Source organism: Nitrospina gracilis 3/211, assembly GCF_000341545.2.
In the GTDB taxonomy this organism is placed as follows: domain Bacteria; phylum Nitrospinota; class Nitrospinia; order Nitrospinales; family Nitrospinaceae; genus Nitrospina; species Nitrospina gracilis.
On record NZ_HG422173.1, the window covers coordinates 1,892,887 to 1,910,121 of the forward strand.

The following is a 17,235-nucleotide window of genomic DNA, read 5'->3' on the forward strand; positions in this document are numbered from 1 at the left end:
GATCCTTACCACTTCATCAGGTTGAATTCATCCAGGTTGACAGTCGGCTTGTTGCGGAACAGGGCAATGACAATGGCCAGTCCCACGGATACTTCCGCCGCCGCGACGCACATCACCATGAAACTGAAAATCTGACCGTCGTGGTGGTTCAGATACCGGTCAAAGGCAATCAGGGAAATGTTCACCGCATTGAGCATGATTTCAATGCACATGAACACGACGATGGCATTGCGCCGGATCAGCACGCCCAGGACCCCGATGGTAAACAGGGTGGCGCTCAGTATCAGGTAATGCGAAAGAGGTACCATAATAATCAATCAATCCAGTTTTGACTTGGCCAGCACCACGGCACCGACCATTGCCGCGAGAAGCAGGATGGACGCCACTTCGAACGGCAGAACGTAATCGGTAAACAGTTTCGTTCCGACCTCTTCCGTGGTGCCGAATGTGTCCGGAACCGTCGCGGGGTTGTTGAATTGCGTCCCCAGCGTGATGTCGATGAATTTGTACAGGACACCCAGCACCAAAAGGCCGGTGAGGATGGACAAGAGCAGGTTGCGGTCCCGGGTTTTCCAGGTCAGGTCCTGTTTCAGGTTCAACAGCATGATGACGAACATGAACAAAACCATTATGGCGCCGGCATAAATGATGACCTGTAGAATGGCGAGAAAATGCGCCTGCAGGAGAACGAAGATCCCCGCCAGACCCAGCATCATGCCGATGAGGGACACCGCCGACCCGATGGGACTGTTGTTGAACACCACTCCCAGTGCCAGGAGGAGACACACTCCGCCCAGTGGATAGAAAATCAGTAATTCCATTTTCCGTACATTTTCCGGCAGAAGTCGATGCGGTCTTTCAACTCGGAAGTCGGCATCAACAACTGTTGCATGTTGTATTTCATTTTTTTACGGTCGAGCATCGAGATGTCGCAGTCGTTGCTCATGAAAATCGCCTCTTCCGGGCACGCTTCTTCGCAGAACCCGCAGAAGATGCAGACCGCGTAGTCAATGGTGAACTCGACCGGGAAACGCTCGACCTCGTTCTGCTTGCCGCTGTTGGCGCCGGGATCGATGTCGATGCAGTAAGCGGGGCAGGCGATCTCGCACAGGCCGCAGGCCACGCAGTTGGGGCGGCCTTCATCATTCAGGGCCAGCACCGGCCGCCCGCGGTAAGCGATCGGGTATTCCCGTGTTTCTTCGGGATAGTAAATCGTGAAAATCTCCCGTTCTTTTTTCTTTCCCAGGAAAAAGGGAATGAACCCAAACAGGTTCTTGAAGAAATGACGTGAGGTGATGATCATGCCCCGGATGATTTCGGGGATATATAAACGTTCCCACCACGTCATCTTGACATTGCGTTCGACGTAGTAAGCCATAACTTCTCCTTATTGAAGAGCCAGAATGACGATGCCCGTGACGACGACGTTCGCCAGCGAAAGGGGCAACAGGATTTTCCATCCCAGCTTCATGATCTGGTCATAACGGAAACGCGGCAGCGTCCACCGGATGACCATTTGGACAAACAGGAAGAAAATGACCTTGGCGAAAAACACGCCGACATGGATGAACATGACGACGAGGTTCGATCCTGTTTCTCCGAGAAAGTCGAAGATTTCCAGCAGGGTGGCGGTACCAATAAAAGGAATGTGCCACGCGCCGAAAAAGAGGATGGTTACGATCGCGGCGATCGTCACCATCTCAATGAACTCGGCCATGAAAAACATGCCGAATTTGAGGCCACTGTATTCGGTGAAGTACCCGGCCACCAGTTCGGATTCCGCTTCCGGGTTGTCGAACGGGATACGCTTGTTTTCCGCGATCGACGCCGCAAAGAACATGAAGAACCCGACCGGCTGGAGAAAGATACCCCAGTGCAGGAAGTTTTCCTGGGCGTTGCCGATCTCCGTCAACTGCATGGTGCCGTAAACCATGAGCACGCCGATGATGGTGAGGCCCATCGTGACCTCGTACGACACCATCTGCGAGGCGGTGCGCATGGAACCGAGCAGGGAATAGTTGTTGTTGGAACTCCATCCCGCGACAACGTAGCCGTAGGTAGCAATCGACGCAATGGCGAACACGAACAGGAGGCCGACATCCAGATCGGAGATGACCAGCTTGACTTCCTTGCCGAACAGGGTGTACTCGCCGCCAAAGGGAACCACCGCGAAAGTCAGGATGGCGGGAATCAGTGCGATGATGGGGCTGAGTGTATGGAGAAACTTGTTCGCGCCCTGGGGGATGAAGTCTTCCTTGGTGAACATCTTCAGCCCGTCGGCCATGATGTGAAACAGGCCCAGTGCGGTGAAGCCCATGATGTCCGCCCGGTTCGCGCCGATGCGGTCCTGCATGATGGCGCTCTGCTTGCGTTCCACCCATGTCAGAATGGGAGCGAAGAAGCCGACCGTAACCCCCAGCACAAAAAAGATTTTCGCCAGGGTGATGGCCAGATCAATCAGTATATCGTCCATTTCTCCTCAGTTCAGCGGACCGATCAACGGCTGTCGTTTGTTGATGGGGTAGTCTTTGCGTAGCGGATGTCCTTTAAAGCCTTCATACATGAGAATCCGCTTGAGGTTCGGGTGCCCTTTGAACTTGATGCCATACATGTCCCACACTTCGCGTTCGTACCAGTTCGCGGAATGGTACAGAGGCACTACGGAATCGAGGATGCATTCCTCCTCGTCCACCGGCGCTTTCACACGGAAGCGGTGGTTGTGTTTGAGCGAAAAGAAGTGATACACGACCTCGAAACGAACCTTCTTTTTGTCCAGGTAATCGACCGCCGTCAGGTCCATCAGAAAATTCATATCCAGTGAAGGCTCGTCCCGCAGATACTGCGCCACTTCATAGACGCAGGCCTTGTCCACCACCACCGTCTGGTCGCCGCGGAAATTGTGCGAGTCTTTCACCTTGTCGCCGAACTTGGCTTTGATTTTGTCGATGATTTCAGTGCTCATATCAGGTATCGGTCACCGGGCGCGGATCATTCCCAGTCCAGGCCCCCCCGGATCCAGACATAGGTCAGCCCGATCCCAAGAATAATAAGGAACAAAACCATTTCCACCAGCCCGAACAGGCCGAGCTTTTTGTAGAGAATGGCCCAGGGGAACAGGAAAACGGCCTCAATGTCGAAAAGGATGAACAGCACCGCCACGAGGTAAAACTTGACGGAAAACCGTTGATATGGCGAGACAATCTGGCTTTCTCCACACTCAAACGGTTCCATTTTGTCCGCGAATTCGCGTTTGGGCCCGAGGAGGGAGGTGGCCACCACCATGCCCACGGCAATGGCTGTGGCAAAAAACAAAAGGATAGCTGCGCCTGTGTAGCTGTCAAGCATAGATCACTACCTTGTAAGTCCGACTTTTATAAGGGTTTCGGGAGGTACGCCCCTGCAGGGCAAGGTCCCCGGGTCCTTAAAAAAAGGGGATTTTAACCTGTAATTTCTTAAAAAACCACAGGTTTCTCAACAATTTTAAAAGAGTCGGATGGAACCCGCCATTTGGAAAAATGGTGACGGTGGATACTACCGGAGCACCCACGGGTTGTCAATGAAAAAGCGGGGTTTCCGGGCGGGAGAAAAGTCTGCAATCTGCGCAATTTAGACCCGCCAGCAAAAAGGGAAGTGTTTAGAACAGGTTGAAGGGAAAAACCGGAAACGTTCATTTGACCCAGTTCCGATTTTGCGTCCCCTGTTTATCATTTTACCGATACAATGGCTTCATCAGGCTGTTGAGGCTTGAATTCAAGTACAACCTTGGGGAGGGTTTGGCCATGAAGCGGAAAAGGGGAGAGGGGGAACTAAATGGAAAAAAGGGGATGGCGGGACGCCTGCTCGCCGCAGGCCTTCTGATTGCCACCTGCCTGGGCGGAGTCACTCCGGTCCCGGCCGCGGCCCAGCCGGGCATGGATTGTCCGGAATACTTCTTCAACGCCACCGACGCCAACGATTTCTTCTTTGGCCGAACCGACCGCCACTTCACCCAGGGCCTGCGGTTGTCCCTCGTGGAACGCCGGTTCAACAAGAAAAGGCCCGATTACGACTCCCATATAAAGGATAACTGCACGTCAGAGCGACTGCCTGTCCGTATCAGCAGGGGGGTGGCCGGATTTTTCACCGGACTGGCGCACAAAATCGGTGAGGCGACGCTGGAGAAGGGGCTGGGTTTTGAGTTTGAAACGGCGAGCTTCATCGTCGGCCACAACATCTACACGCCGGAGGATCTGTCGAAAACCGGACTCATCAGCCGCGACCGCCCGTATGCCGGATGGTTCTATATCGGGTTCGGATTTTTTGATGAAAACAAACGGCAGGTGTTGGAATGGGACGACGTGTCCGTTCTGGATTCGGTGGAGATCGACCTCGGTGTGATCGGTCCCGCCTCGGGCGGAGAGCGGGTGCAACGCACGTGGCACGAGCTGATCGACGACGAGGACCCGAAAGGTTGGCACAACCAGCTCCACAACGAGTTCGCACTGCTGATTTCCTACGACCGCAAGTACCGCCTCCCTTTATGGAAAGAAGACGGCATTCTGCCGGCGGGCGACTGGATTCCCGGCGGCGGGGTGGCGCTGGGCAATGTGTTCACCTATGTCGCGCTGGGCGGCATCATGCGGGTGGGATACAACCTGCCCGCGGATTACGGCCCGCCGCGCATCCGTCCCGGCACGCAGGGTTCCGACTTTTTTGAAACGGGGGCCGGACGCGACCGCAAACGGCTGATGGCGTACCTGTATATGGGATTGGAAGGCCGGGCGATCGCGCAGAACATCTTTCTCGACGGCAATACCTTCCGCACCAGCCACGCGGTGAACAAACGGTACCTGGTGGGCGACTGGCAGTTCGGCGGCGCGCTCGCCTACGACTGCATCCGCCTGGCGTACACGCAGGTGTTCCGCTCGCAGGAATTCAAAGGCCAGTTCGAACCCGACGTCTTCGGCTCGGTGACGCTGTCGGTGCGGTTTTAGGGAAAAGCCGGACTCAAGTTTTTGAGGTGTCTTCCCCCTCAACTTCCGGACTTGCCCGTGCCCAATTGCCTGAGATACTCATCCACCAGAGCCTCAACGATGGGGGCGGATTCGGTAGCACACGAACAAACCTTTGACAGCACTAGTTTTTCGGCACATTCTCGAAGGGACTCTTTGGAATGAATTTCTTTGCACGCATCCATATCCGCCTTGGCCAATTCCACAAGTTCGTCCCAGGGGATGGCCTGTGAGTATTGGTCATAAAAATCAGGGGCACTCTTGTTTCCTGCCATGGCTTCCTCCTTTAATACGCTGCGTTCCGTTGCCTTTCCTCAGCAACAACAACTTTGATGACGAAAGATTTTCGCCTCAGTACTTTTGATTATATCAGCGGTGTGATGTAACCCGTCCGTTGATTTTTATTCTCAGGCCTTTCCGGTTTCTCAGGTATTGCTCGAAACCACCGCGTTAAACGCCCCGACGTGCGAGCTCGGGTTTCCATAGGATCGGGGTGTAGGCCAGAATATAAAAAGCATAACAAAATGCCCAGAGAGTGGCAGAACCCATGATCCAGTTGACGGTGTGTTCGGGTACCAGAATCAAGCCGAACACCCGCATCAGGGCCGATCCCTGCAACAGGATGAAACTCAACAGGGTCAGCCTGGTGGCGCGCACGGTTCGCCCGGTATGGGCCAGCGGCACGCGGGACATCATGCCGAGCGTCATGGAACCGATCGCCCCGGCCGTAAAAGCATGCAACGCAATGGGGAAGGAAACCAAACCCAGTGCGGAAAACCCCGTTAAGATCAACCCTGCAATCACCCAGATATAGCCAATGTGCAGGATCAGGGCCATCGGATCCCCCAGAATTCGATGGGTGTGGTAATGCCGCATGCGCATAGCATGTATGATTGCGGAAACAAAAGAAGCGCCGGCCAGAAACATTCCCTCCTTACCTTCAAATATCAGAACGAGAATAATCAAAGCCAGCGATAAAAGCGCCAGTATGTCCAGCTTTTCCTGGGGCACCTGTCGGGCTTTTTCCCCGCGCTGATGCAGGGCCGCAACGGTGAAGGAGGGAATCACGCGTCCGCCAATCAGGGATATCAAAGCGACGATGATCATCACCGCAACGTAAAGAGAGGGATTTTCTTTCGTGACCAGGAAGGTCATGTCGCATGCCAGCAGGATACTGAGCAAAACCAGAAACACGAAATTGCGTTTGTTCCAGCTTTTGAGGAGCGGAAAGGACAGGGTGAGGGCCAGCGCCAGGATAAATGATCCTTCAATAAGGATGATGGCGATCTCCGGCAGTCCCAGATCAAACTGCATGACTACCCGTCCGGCCAGCCAGAGGAGGGACAATCCCGCGAGATGCATGGGGCCTGCGGGATTCCGCCCCGTCCAGTTGGCGACGGCGGTGAGCAGAAATCCCGCAACGATGGCGATGGTGAACCCAAAGACCATTTCATGCGCATGCCACTGAATGGGGTCCAGCATGAATGTCGGCGGCGGCCGGTGTCCGGCAAAAAAACCGCCCCAGATGAGCAGGTTGGTCACGCTGTACAGCGCTCCCAAAAGGAAGAAAGGGCGAAACCCGTTCCGCAGAAAGGGGTGGGCCGTTGGGCTTTTGCATGAATCCTGCATGACGATCCTTTATAGATGGATTGATTGTATCTCAGAGCGGCGGCCACCCGAAGCGCTGCTCGATGATTTTGCGGTAGGGGGTGTCGATTTGGAGGGGCGCTTTGCGGATGTATTCTTCCGCGTTAGCGTGTTCGTTGCGTTTGATGAGTCCTTCCAGGTAAGCACACACATCTTCCACCGTGGGCAGGTGTCCGGGGTTCGCTTTGAATCCAAAGGGCAGTTCCGTCCACACCAAACCGCTTAAATTTTTCGATTCCATCCACGTTTTTAAAACATCGAGCAGGGCCGGGGTCAGGGCGGATTCGGTGCGCCCGCTCGCGGTCAGAAGGCCGATGTGCTCGGTGCCGCAGCACTCCCGGCCGGCCAATTGTTCGCGTGCTTCGTCAATATTTGCATGGTTGTACGGCGTCCAGTACGTGGTGCTTTCCGGGTGGCCGGGGACGATGACCAGGGTGATGCGTCGGCGGTCGGATTCGCGGGCGAACTCGACGGGCAGGGCGGGTCCGTCGCCTAACCAGCGGTCACCGTGCTGGAGGTGTTTTGCGAGGTCGCGCGGGCTCCATATCAGCGAGCCGTATCCGATGCAGCCAAGGGTCATGACTGGATTTTAATCACAGATGAAGGGAAATTGAAAAAGTATTGAGAAAGCCGCCGGGTGAAAATGGGCACAGTCCTTGAATTCTGAATGGAAATAAAAAAGCCGCTTTGGAATGAATCCAAAGCGGCTTTCAAATGAATAACCCGGCGTTGACCTACTCTCCCACACGGTCCCCCATGCAGTACCATCGGCGCTGAAGGGCTTAACTTCCGTGTTCGGAATGGGAACGGGTGTATCTCCTTCGCTATCAAGACCGGGAAAACAGTCTCAAAAGAATTTATACAATTGATATCGCAGACAAAGTAGCTGAAAAAAGGTCAAGCCTCACGACTGATTAGTACCGGTTAGCTAAACACATTACTGTGCGTACACATCCGGCCTATCAACCTTGTAGTCTTCAAGGAGTCTACAGTCCCCGAAGGGAAGAGAGATCTTGTTTTGGGGTTGGCTTCCCGCTTAGATGCTTTCAGCGGTTATCCTGTCCAGACATAGCTACCTGGCAATGCATCTGGCGACACAACCAGCACACTAGAGGTCTGTCCACTCCGGTCCTCTCGTACTAGGAGCAGCTCCCCTCAAATCTCTAACACCCACAACGGATAGGGACCGAACTGTCTCACGACGTTCTAAACCCAGCTCGCGTACCGCTTTAATTGGCGAACAGACAAACCCTTGGGACCTGCTTCAGCCCCAGGATGCGGTGAGCCGACATCGAGGTGCCAAACCGCCCCGTCGATATGGACTCTTGGGGGCGATAAGCCTGTTATCCCCGGCGTACCTTTTATCCGTTGAGCGATGGCCCTTCCACACGGGACCACCGGATCACTAAGACCTGCTTTCGCACCTGCTCGACCTGTCGGTCTCGCAGTCAAGCCCTCTTATGCCTTTACACTCGACGGCTGGTTTCCAATCAGCCTGAGAGGACCTTCGCGCGCCTCCGTTACAATTTAGGAGGCGACCGCCCCAGTCAAACTACCCGCCTGACATTGTCCCTGATCCGGATTCACGGACCGAGGTTAGAATATCAATGTAATAAGGGTGGTATTTCAAGGGTGACTCCCCCGAAGCTAGCGCTCCGGATTCAACGTCTCCCACCTATCCTACACATACTAGATCAATACTCAATATCAGGTTGTAGTAAAGGTGCACGGGGTCTTTCCGTCCTGTTGCGGGAAACCGGCATCTTCACCGGTATGTCAATTTCACTGAGTCCCTGGTTGAGACAGTGCAGCCATTGTTACGCCATTCGTGCAGGTCGGAACTTACCCGACAAGGAATTTCGCTACCTTAGGACCGTTATAGTTACGGCCGCCGTTTACCGGGGCTTCAATTTGGAGCTTCGTCCGAAGACTAACCCCTCCTTTTAACCTTCCGGCACCGGGCAGGCGTCAGACCCTATACATCGTCTTGCGACTTCGCAGAGTCCTGTGTTTTTAGTAAACAGTCACAGCTGCCTGGTCACTGCAACCCCTCTCGGCTCCAGAAGCAAGTTCCTTCACCTAATAGGGGCACTCCTTATCCCGAAGTTACGGAGCTAATTTGCTAAGTTCCTTAACCAGAGTTTTCTCAAGCGCCTTAGGATTCTCTCCTCATCCACCTGCGTTGGTTTAGAGTACGGTCCCGTATAACCTGAAGCTTAGAGGTTTTTCTCGGTAGCCTGGGATCATCTAGTTCGTTTTCTCCGTAGAGAAGACTCCCCATAACGTCTCGGAGTTAAAGAGGTCCGGATTTGCCAAAACCTCCCTCCTACATGCTTGGACCGGGACGTCCATCACCCGGATAGATTACCCTTCTACGTTACCCCATCGCAGTTATACGAGGTACGGGAATATTAACCCGTTTCCCATCAGCTACGCTTTTCAGCCTCGCCTTAGGGGCCGACTTACCCTGAGAGGATTACCCTTCCTCAGGAAACCTTGGATTTTCGGCGAACAGGTTTCTCACCTGTTTTAACGTTACTCATGCCGCCATACTCGCTTCCATACAGTCCACCCGTCCTTACGGTCGAGCTTCAACCCGGTATGGAACGCTCCTCTACCACTGAATGGCACCGAGGTGTCATTCAGTCCACAGCTTCGGTGATAAACTTAAGCCCCGATACATTTTCGGCGCAGGGACACTTGATAAGTGAGCTGTTACGCTTTCTTTAAAGGATTGCTGCTTCTAAGCCAACCTCCTTATTGTCTGAGTATTCCTACAACCTTTCCCACTTAGTCTATCTTAGGGACCTTAGCTGGTGGTCTGGGCTCTTTCCCTTTCGACCACGGATCTTAGCACCCGTAGTCTGACTCCTGCGATACGGCCTGCGGTATTCGAAGATTGGTTGGGTTTGGTAACCTGGTGAGGCCCCTAGCCCATCCAGCGCCCTACCTCCGCAGACTATTACGCAAGGCTAGTCCTAAAACTATTTCGAGGAGAACCAGCTATTGCCGGGTTTGATTGGCCTTTCACCCCTATCCACAGCTCATCCAAAGGCTTTTCAACGCCCACTGGTTCGGACCTTCACGAAGTGTTACCTCCGCTTCATCCTGGCCATGGATAGATCACCCGGCTTCGGGTCTACTCCATTCAACTGATCGCCCTGTTCAGACTCGCTTTCGCTACGGCTCCACCTAACGGCTTAACCTTGCTGAATAAAGTAACTCGGCGGCTCATTATGCAAAAGGTACGCGGTCACACCTGCATCCGGCAAGCCGGATGTATAGTGCTCCCACTGCTTGTAGGCACATGGTTTCATATTCTATTTCACTCCCCTCACCGGGGTGCTTTTCACCTTTCCCTCACGGTACTGGTTCACTATCGGTCGCCAATTGGTATTTAGCCTTGGGGGGTGGTCCCCCCGGATTCCTACAGGATTTCTCGTGTCCCGTAGTACTCGGGTGCCCGATCGAGAATGAAGATGACTTTTCGTTCACAGGGCTTTCACCTTCTATGGCCAGGCTTTCCAGCCTGTTGAACTAAGACACCTTTTTTTTACATTCCGACAGGTCCGTATCCCTGTCAAATCAGGTCCCACGACCCCGGACGCACAACGCACACGGGCTTGACATACGTCCGGTTTAGGCTATTCCCGTTTCGCTCGCCGCTACTAAGGGAATCGCGGTTGCTTTCTACTCCTCGGGGTACTGAGATGTTTCAATTCCCCCGGTTGCCTTCACTGCCCTATGTATTCAGACAGTGATGACACGGTATGACCCGTGTCGGGTTGCCCCATTCGGGAATCTCCGGATCAACGCCTGTTAGCGGCTCCCCGAAGCTTATCGCAGCTTGCTACGCCCTTCATCGACCATTGGCGCCAAGGAATCCACCATGCGCCCTTATGCGCTTGACCAAAATCCTCAGCTACTTGTCTTGCGATATTCAATTGTAAAAGAGCAGTGCCCCTCATCAGGGAAGGGCAATTCCGAAAATTCGGTACGGTTCCAACGAAGATGATGATTTCGTTTTAGGTATGGAGGTGAACGGGATCGAACCGATGACCTCCTGCGTGCAAGGCAGGCGCTCTCCCAGCTGAGCTACACCCCCATATACGGTGCCAGACTGGCCCACCCGGGCCGGCCATCGATCATCTCAAATCAAATGGTGGGCCTAGGTAGATTTGAACTACCGACCTCACGCTTATCAGGCGTGCGCTCTGACCAACTGAGCTATAGGCCCCTGATACCTGTCAGGCTTTAGCTCCCGATCATGCCAAATAACCTGGTGCCGAATTTTTATAGAAAGAAAAGGTGCCAACCCAACTCACGGATGGTTGATCTCGTCGATTTCGACCGACAGATTTGCCGGATCAAAATCTCCTTAGAAAGGAGGTGATCCAGCCGCAGGTTCCCCTACGGCTACCTTGTTACGACTTCACCCCGATCACCAACCATACCTTAGGCAGTAGCTCCCCGAAGGTTAGCATCGTGACTTCTGGTACAGTCGGCTTTCATGGTGTGACGGGCGGTGTGTACAAGGCCCGGGAACGTATTCACCGTGGCATGCTGATCCACGATTACTAGCGATTCCAGCTTCATGGAGTCGAGTTGCAGACTCCAATCCGAACTGAGACCGGCTTTTTGAGATTAGCTCCACCTCGCGGTATTGCAACTCTTTGTACCGGCCATTGTAGCACGTGTGTAGCCCTGGACATAAAGGCCATGAGGACTTGACGTCATCCCCACCTTCCTCCGGTTTATCACCGACAGTTCCTTTAGAGTTCCCGGCATTACCCGCTGGCAACTAAAGGTAGGGGTTGCGCTCGTTGCGGAACTTAACCCAACATCTCACGACACGAGCTGACGACAGCCATGCAGCACCTGTGCAAGGGCCCCGAAGGGAAACCTTGTTTCCAAGGCGGTCCCAAGCAAGTCAAATCCAGGTAAGGTTCTTCGCGTTGCGTCGAATTAAACCACATGCTCCACCGCTTGTGCGGGCCCCCGTCAATTCCTTTGAGTTTCAGCCTTGCGACCGTACTCCCCAGGCGGGGCACTTAATGCGTTAGCTGCGGCACAGAAGGGATCAACACCTCCTACACCTAGTGCCCATCGTTTACAGCCAGGACTACCGGGGTATCTAATCCCGTTCGCTCCCCTGGCTTTCGTATCTCAGTGTCAGTTGCAGGCCAGAAAGCCGCCTTCGCCACTGGTGTTCTTCCCAATATCAACGCATTTCACCGCTACACTGGAAATTCCGCTTTCCTCTCCTGCACTCAAGCCGAATAGTTTCAAACGCAATTCCACGGTTGAGCCGTGGGCTTACACGTCTGACTTATCCGGCCACCTACATACGCTTTACGCCCAATGATTCCGAACAACGCTCGCCCCCTCCGTGTTACCGCGGCTGCTGGCACGGAGTTAGCCGGGGCTTCCTTTGGTGGTACCGTCATTGTGTTCTTCCCACCCGACAGAGCTTTACGACCCGAAGGCCTTCATCGCTCACGCGGCGTTGCTGCGTCAGGCTTTCGCCCATTGCGCAAAATTCCCCACTGCTGCCTCCCGTAGGAGTCTGGACCGTGTCTCAGTTCCAGTGTGGCCGATCACCCTCTCAGGCCGGCTAACCATCGTAGCCTTGGTGAGCTTTTATCTCACCAACTAGCTAATGGTCCGCGAACTCATCTTTGAGTGGAGTTTGAGACTCCTTTTACCGCATCTCTTATGAGACGTGGTCTTATTCGGTATTAGCCTAACTTTCGTCAGGTTATCCCAATCTCAAAGGCAGATTATTCACGTGTTACTCACCCTTGCGCCACTTTACTCATTCCCGAAGGAACTTTCTCGTTCGACTTGCATGTGTTAGGCACGCCGCCAGCGTTCGTTCTGAGCCAGGATCAAACTCTCCAGTTGTAAAACTCGAAAATTTGACCAAATTACAAATTAACAGGCATCCGCAAGCTTAGGTTGGCACCTTATTCTGCTTTCAAAGAACAGTGATGGCTGGAGTGGCCGTTTGAACGACCCTCAGGTCCATCGAAAAAATTTCAATCTGAAACAAATATAGGAAGGTCATCGGGGACCTAACTTTCGAACCCCGGATGCTTGAAAATCCTAGGTGTTGTTCAAGTGATTAAAGTTATATCGGCTTTATCAGAGTTGCGCAAGTGTTTTTTTAGAAAATTCTGTAATATTTTTTAGGACCTTGGCCGAACCGCCACCAGCCTACAGATCCGCCTCGTCCAGGGCCTCGGGCTCGTGCTCCAGCTGGTAGCTTTTGAGGGTGTAGAGGTAGTGATACAGCCCCTCCTTGTCCATCAACTCCTGGTGACGGCCCATTTCCACCACCTGTCCGTGTTCCAGCACGATGATCCGGTCGGCATTGTGGATGGTGGACAGCCGATGGGCGATCACAAACGAGGTTTTGCCCTTCATCAGCCGCTCCAGGGCCTCCTGAATGAGCTTTTCCGACTCGTTGTCCAGCGCCGAGGTGGCTTCGTCCAGGATCAACATGTGCGGGTTTTTGAGAATGGCGCGGGCGATGGCGATCCTCTGCCTCTGCCCCGCCGACAGGCGGATTCCCTTTTCCCCGACGATGGTCCGGTAGCCGTCCGGGCAGGCGCGGATGAAGGCGTCGGCGTTGGCGCTCTTCGCCGCCTCGACGATCTCTTCCTCGCTGGCCTCCGGCTTGGCGTAGCGGATGTTTTCTTCAATGGTGCCTCCAAACAGCAGGGTCTCCTGCGGCACCAGCGCCACCTGCTGCAAATAGCTGCTCAACTGCACGGTGTGGATGGGGATGCCGTCCACACAAATCTCACCTTCCACCGGATCGTAAAAGCGGTGCAGGAGGTTGATGAGCGTGGTCTTGCCGGCGCCGCTGGGGCCAACCAATGCCACCATCTCGCCTGGCTCGGCGGTGAAATTCAGCCCCTTCAATACTTCCTGGTCCGGCCTGTAGTGGAAATGCAGGTTCTTCACCTCGACCTTGCCGACGATGGCCGGCATGGGCTGGGCACCGGGGATGTCCTTGACTTCACCCTCCGTATTCAATATGTCGAAAATGCGCTGGCTCGCCCCCAGCGCTTCCTGAATACGCGTGTACAACCGGGCGAAACTGCCCATGGGCCCGGCGATGATGGTGGCGTACAGGATGAAGGCGATCAGTTCGCCCGGGCTGATGTTGCCCGCAATCACCTGGTGCCCGCCGTACCATAAGAGAACCAGCGCGGTGATGAAGGCGATGAATCCGATCGACGGGCCAAAGAACGCGGAAATCTTCACTCGCTTCTTCGCCGACTCAAAACTGTCCTCCACCGCCGCCTCGAAGCGGTCGATCTCCAGCTTCTGTTTGACGAACGATTTCACCACCGCCATGCCGCTCAGGTTTTCCTCCAGGATGGTGGTGGAGTTGGAAAGCTTGTCCTGGATCTCCGTGGACAACGCCCGCAGGCGCTTGCCATAGTAACGCGCGAACAGAACCAGTATCGGTGCGAGCACGAGAATCATGAACGTCAGCTTCCAGTTCATGTAGATGATGATAATGATGCCGCCGAACAGGCGGATCGACTGCTGCAGCACTGTCGCGGGCAGGTCGGTGATGACGCCCTCGATGGTGGAGATGTCATTGGTCATGCGCGACATGATCTCGCCGGTCCTGCGCTTGACGAAAAAGCTCATCGACAGTTTGTGGATGTGGCGGAAGATGCGCTTGCGGAAGTCGGTGGTGACGCGCTTCTCAGTGATGTCGTACAGGTAATTGTGCGCGGTGCTGAACAGCATCTGCGAAAGGAACAGCAGGGCGATGATCCACGCCATGTCGTTCAGCAGTTCCACATCCTTCTTCACCATCACCACGTCCACCAGTTGTTTGACGAACAACGGGATCGCCAGGTTGGTGGCGGACGCGAGGATCAGCAGGATGCTCCCCCAGAACAGCATGGTGCGGTAGGGGTGCAGAAAACGGGCGAGTTGTCTTACGTATTTCATGTCGAAACTGGGGTTGGGGTTGATTGGGAGGCCACATCATACCGTCAACCGCCACCACGCGGAACCGAAATTTTGAACAGGGCAGAGGACGATCAGTGCATCATCCCGGAGAGGCCGGGGATAAAAGGGAGGAGGATAGACACGGCGATCAGCACGATGATGATCCACTCCAGCGTCTCGAGGCGGCGGTTCGACTCGGCGTCCGACAGCTTGCCGTAGATGCTCTCGATGGTGTCCAGCTTGCGCTGGATGCTCTCCTGCCAGTCTTCCAGTCCGAGTTGCCGCGAGGCAAGATCGTACAGCCTGGCCAGGAACACGTCGCCAAACAGTTTCAGCGAATTGGTCACGCCGTCGAAGATGATCTCGGTGTCGAGCTGAAACTGCCCGATGGTGCGCAGTTTCGGCGCCAGTGACTTGAACTTGCTCGGCGACTTCCCGCCCGCGGGCGGCGGCAGGTAATCGTAAAACTCGTCGAGCGCCTGGTTGAGTTTGTCATTCAGGAACGCGAACTCGAGAAGCGCCACGTTGGTGTACTCGAGCACGGTGCAGATGTCCTCCGGCTCGGTGTCGTACACCAGCGCGCAGTCCCAGCCGACGAAGGTGACGTCTTCCAGCCCGTAGGAGATGCGGTTGGAAATGATATCCTCGGTCTCCTCGTGCGACAACCGCTCGCGCTCGCCGCGCAGCAGGCGGGCGACGGTCTCCGGATACTTTTCGATGAGATCGTGCACGCTGACGTGGGGATCGAACTCCTCGACCTGGAACACGAAGTAGTCCTCGAAATGCGGCGAGACCGACAGGCGGCTCACCGCCGGGCCGATGTCCTGCAATACCTGGGAGAGCGCGCGCCGGGCGTGTTGCCGCAGTCCTTCGCTTTCGTATGCGGTTTCGATGAACGCCACCAGCTCCGTCAACGTGCCGGAGAAAGGCACGACGAGGTCGATCGACACCGCGCCGAATTCGAACAGCAGGGCGTGCACCCGGTTCTCGGTGGTGTGGCGCGGGGTGATCTGGAACGCATCGACCGGCGTGGACATCCATACGGGTGACGGGGTCAGCTGGAAATACTTGCTGACGCGCCGCTTCGCCTGGATCTGCGAGCGGCCTTTGGGCGCGGTGATGTGACGGTCGGCTTCATCGAGGTTGATGGCGAAGCCGACGTCGTAGGCGAAATATAGATGCGCGGTGCCGTTTTTTATGGAAATATCGGGTCGCTCGGCGGGCTTCCCGGCGGTCTCGGTGACGGTCATAATCTTTCCCTGTTGCCGGACGTAGTCCAGGCTCCCCCTTCTCCGAAGGGGGCTGGGGGCTTTTTCCTTCAGTGAAAACCTTCGCTTTGCGAAGATTTAAAAAAGAGAACTTAAAGATTCTTCGCTATCCCTCTCTTCAAAATTAGTTTGGACGAAACCGCATGTGGGAACAACTGAAAATCATCTTCGCCGACATCAAAATCCAACACACCGTGTTCGCCCTGCCATTCGCCGTGATGAGCGCCTTCCTCGCCGCCGAGGGCCTGCCCACCTGGGAGCAACTGCTGTGGATCCTGCTCTGCATGTTCGGCGCGAGAAACGCGGCCATGGCGTTCAACCGCATCGTTGACGCCCGCCTCGACTCGAAAAACCCGCGCACCGAAAACCGCGCCCTGCCCGCGGGCAAGGTGGGGATGGGACAGTACTGGGCGTTTCTCATCGTGTCGTCCGCCGTCTTCATTTTCGCCGCCGGGATGCTGAACCGCCTCGCCCTGTGGCTGTCGCCGGTCGCGCTGGCCATCGTCTTTTTCTACTCGATCACCAAACGCTTCACCCCGTACTCGCACGTGTTCCTCGGCTTCGCCTTGTCGGTGGCACCGGTGGGAGCATGGGTGGCGATCCGCGAGGAAATTTCCTTCACCTCGCTGGTGCTGGGCGCGGCGGTGGTGTTCTGGCTCACCGGTTTCGACATCATTTATGCGTGCATGGACGTCGAGGCCGACAAGAAGAACCGGTTGCACTCCATCCCGGAGCATTTTGGGGTTGGACGTGGACTGCTGTTCGCCCGCGCCGCGCACGCCATGATGGTGCTGTTCCTGCTGGGCGTGATGGCGCTCTCTCCCTTGCTCGGCGTGACGTATCTGGTGGGCGTGCTGGCCGTGGCGGGACTGCTGATCTACGAGCATTCCCTTGTCAGGGAAGACGACCTGACGCGCGTCAACATCGCCTTCTTCAACGTGAACGGACTCATCAGCCTCACCCTCATGACCCTGGTCATCATCGACTGCATGTGGGTGTAGCAGGGGAGGGGAGCCACAGATAAACACAGATGAACACAGATAGAGGCCGACCCGACCGGTCCTGGAGCCAGCACCGCTGTTGAATTTCCGGCTACCCTCCGATTCCCATTCTACTTCCAACCCTTGAGTGGGAAAGCGGACGCGTCCCCCCTTCTCCGAAGGGGGCTAGGGGGCTTTTTCCTCCAGTGGGGAATGATTTTGGTTAAAATTTTAATTGATTTGGGTAAAGATTCTGGGTCTCTCTGAATGGACTTTCAAGTATGAGGTTAAAGGCCGACAATCAATGGCATTCTGATGACTAAGCAAGCTCAAATTAAAGAAGAAAGAATATTGTTTGAAAAGTTTCGTGAA

General features: G+C 55.0%; 13 protein-coding genes, 2 tRNA genes and 3 rRNA genes. 2 read left to right on the forward strand and 16 right to left on the reverse strand.

The genetic code is table 11. The features are described from left to right. Nucleotides 1-5: 5 nt before the first annotated feature. From nuoK to TX82_RS09030, 6 genes are read right to left on the reverse strand one after another with little or no spacing between them, the layout of a single operon-like run. Nucleotides 6-308: an NADH-quinone oxidoreductase subunit NuoK gene (nuoK, locus tag TX82_RS09005; protein WP_005009499.1), complete on the reverse strand. Its 303-nt coding sequence runs from the start codon at nucleotides 306-308 to the stop codon at nucleotides 6-8. A 9-nt stretch (nucleotides 309-317) separates the two neighbouring features. After that, nucleotides 318-821: an NADH-quinone oxidoreductase subunit J family protein gene (locus tag TX82_RS09010; protein WP_005009500.1), complete on the reverse strand. Its 504-nt coding sequence runs from the start codon at nucleotides 819-821 to the stop codon at nucleotides 318-320. Continuing rightward, nucleotides 809-1,378: a 4Fe-4S dicluster domain-containing protein gene (locus tag TX82_RS09015; protein ID WP_005009501.1), complete on the reverse strand. Its 570-nt coding sequence runs from the start codon at nucleotides 1,376-1,378 to the stop codon at nucleotides 809-811. The genes TX82_RS09010 and TX82_RS09015 overlap by 13 nt, the downstream gene beginning before the upstream one ends. Nucleotides 1,379-1,387: 9 nt before the next feature. Next, nucleotides 1,388-2,473 carry an NADH-quinone oxidoreductase subunit NuoH gene (gene nuoH, locus TX82_RS09020; protein WP_005009502.1) on the reverse strand — a complete coding sequence of 362 codons (1,086 nt, stop codon included), beginning with the start codon at nucleotides 2,471-2,473 and terminating at the stop codon, nucleotides 1,388-1,390. Between the two features lie 6 nt (nucleotides 2,474-2,479). Then, nucleotides 2,480-2,962 carry an NADH-quinone oxidoreductase subunit C gene (locus tag TX82_RS09025; protein ID WP_005009503.1) on the reverse strand — a complete coding sequence of 161 codons (483 nt, stop codon included), beginning with the start codon at nucleotides 2,960-2,962 and terminating at the stop codon, nucleotides 2,480-2,482. 26 nt (nucleotides 2,963-2,988) lie between these two features. Then, the gene (locus tag TX82_RS09030; protein WP_005009504.1) at nucleotides 2,989-3,345 is read right to left on the reverse strand and encodes an NADH-quinone oxidoreductase subunit A; all 357 of its coding nucleotides are present in this window, start codon (nucleotides 3,343-3,345) and stop codon (nucleotides 2,989-2,991) included. Between the two features lie 434 nt (nucleotides 3,346-3,779). Between TX82_RS09030 and TX82_RS15240 the strand changes: the two genes are divergently transcribed. Then, nucleotides 3,780-4,973, forward strand: coding sequence for a lipid A deacylase LpxR family protein (locus TX82_RS15240; protein ID WP_005009506.1), 1,194 nt, complete (start codon nucleotides 3,780-3,782; stop codon nucleotides 4,971-4,973). 38 nt (nucleotides 4,974-5,011) lie between these two features. On the opposite strand, the gene TX82_RS09040 is transcribed toward TX82_RS15240, so the two are convergent. The 10 genes from TX82_RS09040 to TX82_RS09085 form a co-directional block, all read right to left on the reverse strand. Continuing rightward, nucleotides 5,012-5,266 (reverse strand): hypothetical protein, encoded by a 255-nt coding sequence (locus tag TX82_RS09040; protein WP_005009508.1) that lies wholly within the window; start codon nucleotides 5,264-5,266, stop codon nucleotides 5,012-5,014. A 175-nt stretch (nucleotides 5,267-5,441) separates the two neighbouring features. Next, nucleotides 5,442-6,620 carry an NnrS family protein gene (locus TX82_RS09045; protein ID WP_005009511.1) on the reverse strand — a complete coding sequence of 393 codons (1,179 nt, stop codon included), beginning with the start codon at nucleotides 6,618-6,620 and terminating at the stop codon, nucleotides 5,442-5,444. A gap of 31 nt (nucleotides 6,621-6,651) precedes the next feature. Then, nucleotides 6,652-7,218, reverse strand: coding sequence for a hypothetical protein (locus TX82_RS09050; RefSeq protein WP_005009513.1), 567 nt, complete (start codon nucleotides 7,216-7,218; stop codon nucleotides 6,652-6,654). Between the two features lie 141 nt (nucleotides 7,219-7,359). Next, a 5S ribosomal RNA gene (gene rrf / locus TX82_RS09055) occupies nucleotides 7,360-7,476 on the reverse strand. 55 nt (nucleotides 7,477-7,531) lie between these two features. After that, nucleotides 7,532-10,549, reverse strand: a 23S ribosomal RNA gene (locus TX82_RS09060). A 121-nt stretch (nucleotides 10,550-10,670) separates the two neighbouring features. Beyond that, nucleotides 10,671-10,743 (reverse strand) — tRNA-Ala (locus TX82_RS09065). A 55-nt stretch (nucleotides 10,744-10,798) separates the two neighbouring features. Continuing rightward, nucleotides 10,799-10,875, reverse strand: a tRNA-Ile gene (locus TX82_RS09070). Nucleotides 10,876-11,020: 145 nt separating this feature from the next. Then, a 16S ribosomal RNA gene (locus TX82_RS09075) occupies nucleotides 11,021-12,542 on the reverse strand. Together the 16S, 23S and 5S rRNA genes with 2 tRNA genes alongside form the textbook arrangement of a ribosomal RNA operon. Before the next feature lie 312 nt (nucleotides 12,543-12,854). Further along, nucleotides 12,855-14,615 carry an ABC transporter ATP-binding protein gene (locus TX82_RS09080; RefSeq protein WP_005009515.1) on the reverse strand — a complete coding sequence of 587 codons (1,761 nt, stop codon included), beginning with the start codon at nucleotides 14,613-14,615 and terminating at the stop codon, nucleotides 12,855-12,857. 92 nt (nucleotides 14,616-14,707) lie between these two features. Continuing rightward, nucleotides 14,708-15,865, reverse strand: coding sequence for an RMD1 family protein (locus TX82_RS09085; RefSeq protein WP_005009517.1), 1,158 nt, complete (start codon nucleotides 15,863-15,865; stop codon nucleotides 14,708-14,710). Nucleotides 15,866-16,026: 161 nt separating this feature from the next. Here TX82_RS09085 and TX82_RS09090 point away from each other — a divergent pair, with 161 nt between their 5' ends. Continuing rightward, complete coding sequence (locus tag TX82_RS09090) at nucleotides 16,027-16,884, forward strand: UbiA-like polyprenyltransferase (protein ID WP_005009519.1); 858 nt, start codon at nucleotides 16,027-16,029, stop codon at nucleotides 16,882-16,884. Nucleotides 16,885-17,235 lie beyond the last annotated feature (351 nt).